Raw genomic sequence first — 13,084 nt, forward strand, 5'->3', positions numbered from 1 at the left:
GCGGGTACCGGCCAACGAGCGTAATGCCTGCAGGCGTATGAGCGAATAGCCCGGCCGAAGGCAACGCCCTCATTCAGCTTGCTGTTTTGAGCACCACAGTTAACACTTACAAAAATCAGGACTCATCAACATCGGGACTATAGATAACTTATCCATTTGCAACTCAACTATATACTTAGGAAGACAACCGCCGGAAACTCCCCCAACAATGACTTGCATACCTCCGGCACACTAAAGATTATTTTATCAATTCGATATCTACAAACCTTTTGTACCTCCGGCGTAACTTATCAATTCATAACATATGCCTTCAATTCCACTATTGTTAAACTGCCACCCAAGGCTATTAACTTAAGAGACTGCGAGGTCTCAACCTGCACTCAAAAAATTAACATTAAGCTATGCATAGTTATTCTACAAATCAAATGTTCATACTATAATTCTCCTCCTTAAAACCCTCAGGTTAATGAAACCCCAAAAAAACATATACACGATATAAGAAACGGACATTTTAATCGTATTAATCCAGGAAGCTTACCCTTCCAACCCGACAATAGTTAAAAGATGTTAAATACACTATATATATAGATACCGAGCCAAAGCCTCGTTATATATTAGCGGCTAAATAAAAATTGATTGATTTATATTATTAACTATCTTTGCAGAATGTTTAAAAAGCAACTAACGTTATTAGCCAGTGTTTTAGCTATCGTAATTATTACGCTTGGCAGTTGTAAAAGCAAATACGAAAAGTTAAAAGCCAGTAACGATTACGCTAAAAAATACCAGGAAGCTATTAAGTACTATAATAAAAAGGACTATAACAAAGCTTTAGGTTTATTTGAGGTATTGGTGGAGCGATACCGTGGCCGTGAAGGGGCAGAAGACCTCTTTTATTACTACGCGTTTACGTATTACAAACAAAAAGATTATACATCGGCAAGATATCATTTTAAAACGTTCGCCGATACCTATCCTTCAAGCCCAAGGGCTGAGGAATGCCGCTTTTTCTCTGCTTATTGCTACTACCTTGATTCGCCGATATATTCGCTTGACCAGGACAATACGTTAAAAGCTATCGACGCTTTGCAGTTGTTTATTAACCTTTATCCCAAAAGCGACCGTGTAGCCGAGGCCAGCAAGCTGATCCAGAACCTGCGTGACAAACTGGAAACCAAAGCTTATGCCAACGCCAAACTTTATTTAACCATCAGCGATTATCAATCGGCAGTGATTGCGTTCAACAATGCACTGCGCGACTATCCTGATACCAAATATGGCGAAGAAATGGAATACCTTATTGTTAAAGCGCAATATCAGTATGCTTACCATAGCTTTGAAACCAAACAGGAAGACCGTTTTAACCAGGCCATAGCTTATGCCGACCAGTTTGCAGAAAAATATCCGAATAGTAAATACCTGCACGAAACTCAGGCATATATAAAAGACAGCCAGCAGGGCATAAAACAGGCGCAGCGTTTAATTGCCGAAGCAATGAGCAATGAAAAAACCGCAAAGAAACTTTTAAAGAAAGATACCGTAACAACAACATCGCCATCTGAAAAAAATCAGCCGCAAAAAATACCATATTAATTAAGATATATTAAAGAGTTTAAATTAAGATATGACAGCTAACAACAGTAATAAACCAGCAGCAGCCAGCAGCACTGTAACCCGCGATTTACGCGAGCTGGATACCAAAACAGAGAACATCTATGAGTCGCTTGTGATTATGTCAAAAAGGGCAAACCAGATCTCGAACAACATTAAAGAAGAGCTTCACCAGAAACTTTCTGAATTTGCATCATCAAATGATAACCTTGAAGAAGTGTTTGAAAACCGTGAGCAAATTGAAATTTCAAAATACTACGAAAAATTACCTAAACCGTCATTAGTTGCCGTTCAGGAATTTTTAGATGGTAAAGTATACTACCGTAACCCAACTAAAGAAGTTTAGTCTCCCGGCTCCTAAAAAAGCAGCTTCGGAAATTTATTTATATCGTGAAAAACTCCCCTATCGGGAGTTTTTTCTATTTTAGCCTATATTTATCCTTTCGCCTATTGGCGGATCTGAGCTTATGCTTAAAGACAAAAACATTGTTTTAGGAGTTTGCGGCAGTATTGCAGCCTACAAATCGGCACTGCTGGTTAGGCTGCTGGTTAAAGCCGGCGCTAACGTTAAAGTGGTGATGACTGCCGATGCCGCCAACTTTATTACACCACTTACACTCTCAACGCTTTCAAAAAACCCGGCGCTGGTTGATTATTTTAAGGCTGATACCGGCGAATGGAACAACCATGTTGAACTTGGGCTTTGGGCTGATATGATGGTTATTGCCCCCGCCACGGCCAACACCATTGCTAAAATGGCTAACGGCCTTTGCGATAACCTGCTTAGCGCGGTATATCTTTCGGCAAAATGCCCGGTTTATTTTGCTCCGGCTATGGACCTGGATATGTGGCTGCACCAGGCTACCCGCCAAAACGTAAGCAGGCTGCAATCATTTGATAACATCATGATTCCGCCCGGTAACGGCGAACTTGCCAGCGGTTTGCATGGTGAAGGCCGGATGGCCGAACCTGAAGAAATTGTTGATTTCCTGGAAGCGGAATCAAAAAAAAAACTCCCTTTAGCCGGTCATAAAATACTGGTAACCGCCGGGCCAACTTACGAGGCTATAGACCCTGTACGGTTTATCGGCAACCATTCGTCGGGCAAAATGGGGTTTGCTATCGCAGATGAACTGGCCTTGATGGGGGCCGAAGTTACTTTAGTGACCGGTCCTACTGCGCAAATCAGCAAGCAGCAAAATATAAAACGGGTTAATGTTATTTCGGCGGCACAAATGTTAGAGGCCTGCTTAACCGCTTATGGCGATGCGAAGGCTTGCATTATGAGCGCTGCCGTTGCCGATTATACCCCGGCTGATGTTGCCACTCAAAAGATCAAGAAAAGAGACGACGATCTCCGCATAGAATTGAAGAAAACCACTGATATATTAAAAACTCTTGGCGAGGCTAAGCGCGAAGGACAAATATTGGTTGGTTTTGCTTTGGAAACCAACGATGAGGAAATGAACGCGATAACCAAGCTGCAAAAGAAAAATCTCGACTTTATTGTACTAAATTCGCTCAATGACGCGGGTGCCGGTTTTGCAGGCGATACCAATAAAATAACCATTATTGATCGTGAGCTTAAGAAAACTACTTTCGACCTGAAAAGCAAGGAAGCGGTAGCCCGCGATATTTGCAATAGAGTTGCCCAACTGATAAACGGATGAAAAAATTGCTGCTTTGTACTTTGCTGATGTTTCTTTGCTGCCGAACTGTAGCCCAGGACCTGAATGCACGTATACAAGTGTTATCGCCCAAGATACAGGTTGCGAATAAGCGCGTTTTTCAAACGTTGGAAACTGCCATGAAGGATTTCCTGAACGGCCGCAAATGGAGTGCTGATCCAATTTTGCCGCAGGAGAGAATAGATTGCAATTTTGTGCTGAACATTACCAACTGGGATGGCAGCAGTAATTTTACCGGCGAACTGCAGGTACAATCATCCCGGCCGGTTTATGGCACATCATACACCTCCACCCTGTTAAATCTTAATGATAAAGATATTAGCTTTAGTTATACCGAGGGTCAGACCATTGACTATACCGATCAAAATTTTCAGGGAAATTTAAGTTCGATCATGGCTTTTTACGCCAACATTATTATCGGCCTTGATTATGACACGTTTTCAAAGTTTGGAGGCACGCCATATTTTTTAGCTGCACAGACCATCGTAACCAATGCGCAAACATCATCATACGGTGGTTGGAAAGCCTTTGATGGCAATGTAAACCGCTACTGGTTATCCGAAAACCTGAATAATAAACTATATAATCCGCTGCGCAGCTTTTTGTATGATTATCACCGCAACGGCCTCGATCTGATGGCCGATAATGTGAGCAAAGGTCGCAAAGCTATTGATGCCCTGCTACCTTTACTACAGCAAATAGACCGGCAACGTGTGGGCGCGATGCTTCCGCTTATATTTTACACAGCAAAAAGTGATGAACTGGTTTCCATTTATAGCAAGGCCGATAACCAGGAACGGTTAACCGCCATGAACCTATTTTTAAAGCTCGACCCTGCGAATGGGAATAAATATCAAACGTTGCAGAAATAATCCTTACTGTTAGTTTGAAAACAAATAAAGAAGTTGAGGAACGGCAAAGTAATCCCTACTTACAAGAGCAGGCTTTTTAGTTTGGCTTATTGATAATTACAATTTGTAAGTCGCTGATTATTGAGCGTGTTATTTCGATTGACTTTATAACATGGGCGTTGCCTGCGGCCCGGGCTTTCCGTTGCAAGTCCTCCCGTTCCCATTGCAAAAGCCTCCGCACACTGCGGGCTTTTCACTGCAATCTAACGCGCCCCCGCACAGGCCCGCAACTGTAAGCAGGACAATCGTTGTCCATGCCCTCCGACAAAGAATCAACAAAATGGATACCCCATTTTGTTACGGCTTAATAATCCGCCAGCACTATCAGCTTATCACAAATAGGCGTAATCCTTTCTTTACCATTCAAAAAACCAAGCCCCACTACAAAGGAAAAACCGGCAACTATACCGCCCATTTCCTTGATAAGCTCGCTGGCCGCAGTTACTGTACCACCGGTAGCCAGCAAATCGTCATGAAGTAATATATGCTGACCGGGCTCAAAGGCATCGGTATGTAACTCGATGGTGGCGGTGCCGTACTCCAGCTTATACGCTTTTTGTTTTATAGTGAAAGGCAGCTTACCCGCTTTGCGCACGGGTACAAACGACACCCCTAATTTGGTTGCAAGCGTAAGCCCAAACAGGAAGCCCCTGCTTTCGATACCGGCCACCGCATCAATCCGGGTTCCCTGCAATTGTTCAACAAAAGCATCGATGATGCTTTCGCATAATCCCGGGTCTTTCAGTATGGGCGTAATATCTTTAAAAACAATTCCCGGTTTCGGAAAATCGGGAATATCCCTTATGGCTGCTTTAATTTGCTGGGCTATCATTTGAAAACTAAATAAGGTCCAATTTTACGCAAAATTCCGTCATTAAGTATTGCAATATTTTTCAAGTCGTTCAGGGCACTATAGTTACCATGCTCATCGCGATAAGCTACAATAGCATCCATTTGTTTGTAGCTGAGACAGGGAAAGCGCTTAAGCTCATTAAAAGTAGCTGTGTTAATATTCACTTTAATAATATGCCTACCATCAACAGCAATATCAGCCTTGATCTGGTTATACTTTTGTTCGTCGATGCCATAAACCTCTTTTAACTGTTCCTTATTATAAAAGCCGCCAACCCGTTCGCGATAATGTACGATACGCCGGGCAAATGCAGGGCCAATCCCATGGATCATGGTAAGCTTCGCCGAGTCGGCGGTGTTAATTTCTATTGCTTCGCCCGGTTTAACTTTGTTTGTGTGATAAGCAGCCCCATCGGGCAGGTTAATATACGGTTCAAGGATTTTATATTCTGCCGGGCTAACGCTGTACATTTTCTGCACATCGCCTTTGGTATAAAATCGTCCGCCGTTTTGCTCGTAATGTTTAATTACCTCTGCCTGATGTTCAGTAAGGCCAAGCTTTACCCAACCTGCAAGAGGTAAGTTATTGGGATTAAATTTAAAGAGTGCAGCAGGACGGACATTGCGACTACCCGCAGAAGCTTCATCCCTTGCCGGGAGATATTCCGTTTTATCGGAATCGGTTACCGCTTTATCAAAAGCCTTAAAATTTATTATATTATCTTTGTGGTTTGCCTGAAACAAATAAGGGGTCAGCAAAACCATTGCAATTAAAATAATCAACACTACCATTCCGTTCCACTCTTTTTTTGTGACAGACAGGTAGTTTTTAATTTGCGGCCTCATTTATATACGTTACCGGCGTTAAATTAAATAAAAATTTAGGATATTTATTTGTTAAACATACTGCTTATAAACAATGAAAGTTATAACCACCGAAGAGTTTGCCAAAGCCACCAAACTGGATAAGTTGAAAATGCCGGGCCTGGCCGCTTTATTGATGGAACTAATGAAAATAAACCAGGTTAACGATCTGTTTGCCCAGGCACAGCCCAAGCAAGGCCCCGAATTTGTTGATGCCATATTAGAAGGTTGTGGTATTGATGTTGAGTTTGATGAGCGTGAGCTCCGTAACATACCTAAAGACGGAGCCTTTATAGCCATTGCCAATCACCCATACGGTGGTATTGAGGGTATGGTGTTATTAAAAATCCTGTGCATGGCCCGCCCCGATTCAAAGCTGATGGCCAACTTCCTGCTTAAAAAAATCCCCAACCTTGCCGACTATTTTATAGCGGTAAACCCTTTTGAAAATGTTGAACATTCGTCAAGCATAAGCGGCCTAAAAAACACCCTCGAGCTGTTAAACCAGGGTACCCCCATAGGAATTTTCCCCGCCGGCGAGGTATCAACCTTTAAGGTAGAGCAAAAACAGGTAACCGACCGTATGTGGCACCCCGTTGTGGGCAAAATCATAGCTAAGGCAAAAGTGCCGGTGGTGCCCATTTATTTTCATGGTAACAACGGACTGTTGTTTAATCTGCTCAGCTTATTGCACCCTGCCCTGCGCACAGCCAAGCTACCGTCGGAGTTGTTTAATAAACACGGGCATACCATTAAACTACGGATAGGTAAGCCCATTAACGTAACGGAGATTCCGGAGTATACCAATACCACCAAGCTCCTTAACTTTTTGCGCGCCCGTACCTATGCTTTAGGCACAGGTTTGGAAGAGGAAAAAAAGATCTTCAACCCGCGAAACCTGTTTAAAATTAAACGCGAAGCCGAAGAGGTTTCTCCTGAAATAGATAGCGCCATTCTTGAGAAAGAAATTGAACCGCTGCGCGAAACCTATAAAGTTTGGACTGAGAAGAACTACGAGGTGTTCATCGTTCCGACGTCAACCATCCCTAATGTGATACGGGAAATAGGCAGGCTACGCGAGATCACTTTCCGCGAGGTTGGTGAAGGTACAAACAAAGCTATCGACCTTGATGAATATGATATTTATTATCATCACCTGTTCATCTGGGATTTTGAAGCCAAACGGATTGTAGGCGCTTACCGCATTGGTTTGGGCGACGAGATATTTTACAGCGTAGGCAAAAAGGGCTTTTACGTAAATGAGCTGTTTAAACTTAAAACCCAGTTTATACCAGTGTTACGCCGCAGCCTTGAACTGGGCCGCTCATGGATCCGCAAAGAATACCAGACTAAACCGCTTCCGCTGTTTTTACTTTGGAAAGGCATCCTTAAATTCCTGATAGATAACCCCAGGTACCGCTACCTGATAGGCCCGGTAAGTATCAGTAACTCCTTTTCTAAGTTTTCCAAATCGCTTATTGTCGATTATATTAACCGCAACCACTTTGACCATGAAATGGCGCAGTATGTTAAACCACGCAAAAAATTCAAGGTTGATTTTGCCAAAATTGATACCGACCTGCTTATGGCCGGTGAAGACAGCTTTAAAGGTCTCGACAACCTGATATCGGAAGTAGAAACCCGCAATATGAAAGTACCTGTACTGCTCCGTCAATACATTGCCCTTAACGCTAAGATCATCAGCTTCAACATCGACCCTAAATTTGCCGACTGCCTTGACGGTTTCCTGGTACTCGATCTTGAAAAAGTACCGCAGGATATACTGGATAAGCTTGGTAAAAACTTGTAGTAGCCAAATTTACATCAAACCTATTAATGCCGTTTCAGATTTTGCAGCGGCATTTTTTGTGTTCCAGTGGTAATGCGAGTTATCTGAGGCAACCAAACTGCCATCCCAGTTTACTGTTTACAGGCTAAAGATGTCTTCAGGTAACAAAAAACGAGGGCGCAAAAATAATCCGCATCCTCGTTTCTTTATTTCCAATCGAGATACTGTACCCCATCGTAATCAGCAAGGATTTTATTGTTATCAGGTACGTCATCTTTCAGATAAGTAGCCACTATTTGATGCTTATCCTGATCGTTATCAATACCCCAAAGCAGATACTGCACCTTACTATTATAAACAGGTGTACTATACCGTGAGCTGGTAGCGCCCATTTTTACAGTAGGATAAGCACTTAGCCCATCAAACAAATAAACTTTGTCCAGATCATCAGTTCCGGAATGAAGCTCTCTGAAACCAAGCATCATATCATTACCGTTGGCGGCGAAATTGATATATGCCATCGGGAAATCGTTATTATCGTCTTTAAATATCTTCATTGTACCGCCGTTGGCGGGCTTAATCACAACTTCATATTGGTCAAGCGCCGAAAAGTTGTACTTTTTCAATATATAAGCAAAATCACCTTTATCAGAAATCGCTGCCGATATAAAATCATAGTATCCACCCTCGTAGGTTATGGAAGGCACCTTTAAAGCCGGGCCATAAAAAACTATATCTTCGCCATTTACTATGTATAATGTTTTATCATCTACACTCCAATCAAAATTTCGCACGTCCTTATAATTCGTCAGTGCAGTTATAACCTTACCTGTCCGGTCGATTATTTCTATTACACTTCCGCTGCTTAAGTATGCGAATTTGGTATGATCATGTGAGCTTTTTACAAATTTTTTGCCCCCGCCCGAATTTGTTATGCGCAGCGCCTTACCCGGAAAATCAGCTACAAAATAAACTTCATTATTGTATATAAACGCAACGTTTTGCACCGCGGGGTGCCTCACGCTGTCTATTTGCTTGGCTTGGTCTACAGTAATGTAGGGATAAGGACCTTTTTGGCAGCTGTTAACTGCATACATTGCAAAAAAAACCAGTATATAATATATTTTTTTCATACTTAAAACTTAAAGATTATGCCCGAACCAATTGTGAATGATGAATAAATCGTGCCAACCCTATCATTCCATCTTTTTTTTCCGGTAGTGGCAAATACGTTATAGGCCCCCTGCAAATTCAATTGAAGATTATCGCTGAGATCAATTGCAAGGCCCAGCTTTGGAGCGATATAGATCTCCTGCTCGCCGTCTATTACCGTTGTGGCGTCGCGCAAAGCATCAACCGAATGCAAGCTGAATTTTGTTATGTACAAACCAAAGTTAAAGCCTCCAAAACATTTAAAACCTTCGGCTACTTCAATATTATAGGCTCCCCCAATGTAACCAATGTAACTCCTGAAATCAGAATAAGTGATCGATCCATAATCGTTATCCCCAACAGCATAATAAAAAACATCCTGCTTAGGCTTGTAGATGCGGTAACCAATACCAGCGGTGATGGTGAAATCATCTTCAAATTTGTAATAGTTTAAACCATAATTAATTGCCGGTTTATAAGTGTACTGCAAATTACCAACCGGGGCATCATAGGCTATATTAACACCGATGCCACTTGTCGGATCATCATAGTTATCCCTAAAAAAACGCTGTGCTTTTGCATCGCCGCAGCTAATTAACAAAAAAATAAAAGACATGAATACACCGCGACATACCGCCGCGGTAATAGAAAGCCGGGAATCCCCGCTAAGAATAATATACATTACGTTGTGATAAAGTTTGGTGCAAAGAAACAACATTTGCAACTAATTGCATTGCCGCAAATGAATATAATATTTAATAAAAAAAGCGCCCTGCCGGATACCGACAAGGCGCTTTGTAATTTTTTGCTATAACTGTATTTTGTTTTACAATTACCAGCTGTAGCGTACACCAAACTGCATTTGCCAGCGTGAAGCGAACAAATCAACAGAATATGGTATACCAGGGTTAGTGAAGTTGTAAGTTGGGTATGATGCAACATTACCGTTTTTAACAAAAGCAGGGCCGCCGGATGCTCCAGGCAGTTTGCTTACTGGTGTTAAACCAACACTTGCTGAAGAGTTGAATGTGTTTGCTGAGAAGTAATATTGTCCCCAGCTCTTATTCAATAAATTGGTAAGATTGATGATGTCATAAGTAAATGTGATCATCTGTTTGTGTTTACCATTACCAAATTTAAAGTCCTGAGTAAAGCGGAAATCTAATTGATTATTCCAAGGTGTAAAGGCAGCGTTACGTTCAGTGAATTTACCACGACGTGAGCTTAAATATTTATCAGCATCGATGTACGCATCGAAATTGGCTGCTTGTTGAGCAGCTGTTTCGACAACCTGACCTGAGCTAACTTTATCGGCCATTAATTTAATTGTTTCGCCTTTGTTTGGAATGTAAGCTAAGCTTAATTGCTGACCTGTTCCATCGATAGCGCTTGGATATGTATCCCAGGTGTATGGGTTACCGCTTTGCGCACTGAAGAAGAAAGTGAAATTGGCTGTATAATTATGACCGGCATCCCAATCATGCTTAAAGTTTACGTTTGATACGATGCGATGACGAATGTCAAAGTTTGAGTTGGCTAAACCTGGGCTATTAGGATTTAAAGCCTGGTTTAATTGCCAGTTTGATTCCATTGAGTTACGGATACCATTGGTAACATCTTTCGAGTGACCATAAGTATATGCAACCGAGAAGTTTAATGCATTTTGCGGATCAAACTGGGTAAATTTAGCAACCTGTGCAGTTGCGCTGTAACGATAACCTTCGCTGGTGTTTGATAACAAATAAGCGTTGGTGTATTTCGAATTTATTTTTTGATTGATAAATATCGGTTGCAAATGCTGAGTATCGTAAGGATAATAAGTTACACTATCCTTAGTATTTGTCTGCTGAAATTTCAAGTCATGGATAACTTTGGTATAAATACCTTCGGCAGTAAATTTCCATTGGTTATCAGTAGTATAATCAACAGCTAAACTGCTTCTCCATACCTGCGGCATTTTGAAATTGTTATCGATCATATCCACCTGTGTAGCACCAGCAGATGACGGATCAAAATTCTGGAAAGCGGCATTTTGATTTACATAACCTAAACCGCCGTTTGGAGAAGATTTTACAGGGTTTGTAAGAGGTGCCTGGGTTGATTTATCATAAGCACCATAAGTAGCACCGTTATTATAAAACGCGTAGCCAAACCATGCAAACGGGACACGACCGGTAAAGAAACCGCTACCACCGCGCAAAATAACGCTTTGATCGCCGTTGGCGTCATAGTTAAATGATACACGTGGGTTCCACTCTATATTACCCAGGTAATTTTGTTTGATGTCTTTAGGTTTGGTATACGTATATGTGGTACCATAGTTTGGATCAACCGGAGCATTAGTTGTTTTACTGCTCAAAGGTTGTTTATTTGGCACGTCAGCATAATCAGCACGTAAGGCTACAGTTAATTTGAAATTGTCAGTTAACTGGATCTCATCCTGACCATATAAGCTAAACAGGTTAACTTTAAATTTAGCAGATGGATTGTTTAAGATATAATCGCGTGTGTTATCTGTGTAATTATAGTTAACACGTACGCGCGATGGAGCGTTGGCAATAAAATCGTCAATTTTCTTATATGCAACACGACCATTCCAGGCGTTAACAAAATTATAAGTGATATTATAAAATTCGTTGTGCGTACCAAAAGTAAAGGTATGCTTGCCTTTTGTCCAGGTTAAGTTATCAGTAAACTCAGCTGTTTTTTGGTGCATATCAAAAATAGCGGCTTCACGATCTGTACCCATAAATATGGTTGTACCTGGCGTACGGCCGGTAATTTCGATCTGTGGTAATGAAGGATCTCTGTTAGGATCTCGGTAATCATGAACTGCAGAATAACCAAGAACCAAACTATTGCTCAAGTCACCGTTAAACCTTGATTTCAACTCTGCAACAGTTGAAGTTGAGTTGTTATGTGAAGTATAGTCAATACCACTGAAGCGGAAGTTTTGCTGATCGCGCTCTAAGTTAGTAGCTTTTGAGCTGATGGTATTGTTACGGATAGTTAACTGGTTGTGATCATCGATATTCCAATCCAAACGGTTAAAGAATTTGTTCGAATTTGAGAAGATCGTAGTGTTGTTATAAGTACCAGGATCAATACCCTTTGGATGCGCGGCATCAGTAGTGTATTTTATGAATGCTTCTGTAAGCTTGTCGCCATCCTCTTTGCTAAGAATATTTGGAGATCCGTTTTTATCCAAACCACGGATAACAGGATCCTGCCTGCGGGCAATTTCTTCGTTAGTGAAGAAGAATAATTTGTTTTTAATGATAGGGAAACCTAAACGGATACCGGCCTGGTAATCATGAAAATCGTTAAGCTTTGATCCGTCGCCACCTAACGCAGCTTTGGCATTGTTAGCGCCAACCATGAATGAGCCACGACCATAACCATAAACAGCACCGCTAAAATCATTTGTACCGCTGCGGGTTACGGCGTTGATACTACCACCTAATACGTTACCGATTTTGATATCGTAAGGGGCAACATACACCTGGATGTCCTGGATAGCATCAAGAGAAATAGGACTTGTACGGGTACTGCTGCCTACCTGGCCTGACGCATTGTTCTGACCACCTAATGATGGGCTGAAACCGATCGCGTCGTTATTGATAGCACCGTCAAGTGTTACGTTGTTATAACGGTAGTTGGTACCCTGGAATGAGTTATTGTTACTTTGAGGGGTATTCCTGGTTAAATCCTGCAAGCTGCGGTTAATTGAGGGAGCAGTACGGATTTGGTTTTGACCAATGCGGGTACTTGCACCTGTTTTAGCCGGACCAGCAGATGCTTTTACTTTAACTTCCTGCAGGGTTGTAGTTGCATCTTGCAATACAAAGTTTAAAGTAGCATTACCTAACTGAAGGGTAAGATCGCTTTTTTCGTCTTTTTTATAACCGATAAAAGTAGCGGTTACCGTGTAAGGGCCACCCGGGTTAATGTTATTAACCGAGAAACGGCCCTCGCCGTTGGTTTGTGCACCATACCTGGTACCTGTGCTGGTATTAAGTACAGTAATGGTTACACCCGGAAGAGTGGTACCTTTTTGATCTGTAACTTTACCGGTAAGTACCGAGGTGGTGATCTGAGCGTTTGCAACGCCCCCAACCCCAATAATTATTAGTGTTAAAATAATAAAGTAGAGCTTTTTCATTTGTGAATTTTTATTGCACAAAATTGCCCTACCAATGTTAATTCTACATTAACAT

General features: G+C 41.7%; 10 protein-coding genes. 5 read left to right on the plus strand and 5 right to left on the minus strand.

Annotated features, from left to right (window positions below; all coding sequences use genetic code 11):
* Positions 1–666 precede the first annotated feature (666 nt).
* The 4 genes from FHW88_RS09310 to FHW88_RS09325 all read left to right on the plus strand — a co-directional run bounded on the left by FHW88_RS09310 (position 667) and on the right by FHW88_RS09325 (position 4,171).
* On the plus strand, positions 667–1,593 hold the full coding sequence (locus FHW88_RS09310) for an outer membrane protein assembly factor BamD (protein ID WP_176624999.1): 927 nt from the start codon (positions 667–669) through the stop codon (positions 1,591–1,593).
* Between the two features lie 31 nt (positions 1,594–1,624).
* Complete coding sequence (locus FHW88_RS09315) at positions 1,625–1,957, plus strand: DNA-directed RNA polymerase subunit omega (protein ID WP_090529735.1); 333 nt, start codon at positions 1,625–1,627, stop codon at positions 1,955–1,957.
* Between the two features lie 121 nt (positions 1,958–2,078).
* A complete protein-coding gene (gene coaBC, locus FHW88_RS09320; RefSeq protein WP_176625001.1) occupies positions 2,079–3,281 on the plus strand; it encodes a bifunctional phosphopantothenoylcysteine decarboxylase/phosphopantothenate--cysteine ligase CoaBC in 1,203 nt (400 codons plus the stop codon).
* Positions 3,278–4,171, plus strand: coding sequence for a DUF4835 family protein (locus FHW88_RS09325; RefSeq protein ID WP_090529741.1), 894 nt, complete (start codon positions 3,278–3,280; stop codon positions 4,169–4,171). The genes coaBC and FHW88_RS09325 overlap by 4 nt, the downstream gene beginning before the upstream one ends.
* Before the next feature lie 343 nt (positions 4,172–4,514).
* Here the strand turns inward: FHW88_RS09325 and FHW88_RS09330 are convergent, their stop codons facing one another.
* Complete coding sequence (locus FHW88_RS09330; RefSeq protein ID WP_176625003.1) at positions 4,515–5,042, minus strand: adenine phosphoribosyltransferase; 528 nt, start codon at positions 5,040–5,042, stop codon at positions 4,515–4,517.
* Positions 5,039–5,908 (minus strand): helix-hairpin-helix domain-containing protein, encoded by an 870-nt coding sequence (locus FHW88_RS09335; protein WP_176625005.1) that lies wholly within the window; start codon positions 5,906–5,908, stop codon positions 5,039–5,041. Before FHW88_RS09335 ends, FHW88_RS09330 begins: the two co-directional genes overlap by 4 nt.
* A 73-nt stretch (positions 5,909–5,981) precedes the next feature.
* Here FHW88_RS09335 and FHW88_RS09340 point away from each other — a divergent pair, with 73 nt between their 5' ends.
* A complete protein-coding gene (locus FHW88_RS09340; protein WP_176625007.1) occupies positions 5,982–7,736 on the plus strand; it encodes a lysophospholipid acyltransferase family protein in 1,755 nt (584 codons plus the stop codon).
* Positions 7,737–7,921: 185 nt separating this feature from the next.
* Here the strand turns inward: FHW88_RS09340 and FHW88_RS09345 are convergent, their stop codons facing one another.
* The 3 genes from FHW88_RS09345 to FHW88_RS09355 all read right to left on the minus strand — a co-directional run bounded on the left by FHW88_RS09345 (position 7,922) and on the right by FHW88_RS09355 (position 13,029).
* A complete protein-coding gene (locus tag FHW88_RS09345; protein WP_176625009.1) occupies positions 7,922–8,848 on the minus strand; it encodes a hypothetical protein in 927 nt (308 codons plus the stop codon).
* A gap of 2 nt (positions 8,849–8,850) precedes the next feature.
* Complete coding sequence (locus FHW88_RS09350; protein WP_176625011.1) at positions 8,851–9,549, minus strand: hypothetical protein; 699 nt, start codon at positions 9,547–9,549, stop codon at positions 8,851–8,853.
* Positions 9,550–9,699: 150 nt separating this feature from the next.
* The gene (locus FHW88_RS09355) at positions 9,700–13,029 is read right to left on the minus strand and encodes a TonB-dependent receptor (protein WP_176625013.1); all 3,330 of its coding nucleotides are present in this window, start codon (positions 13,027–13,029) and stop codon (positions 9,700–9,702) included.
* Between the last annotated feature and the right edge of the window lie 55 nt (positions 13,030–13,084).

This window comes from Mucilaginibacter sp. SG538B (assembly GCF_013376065.1).
Classification (GTDB): domain Bacteria; phylum Bacteroidota; class Bacteroidia; order Sphingobacteriales; family Sphingobacteriaceae; genus Mucilaginibacter; species Mucilaginibacter rubeus.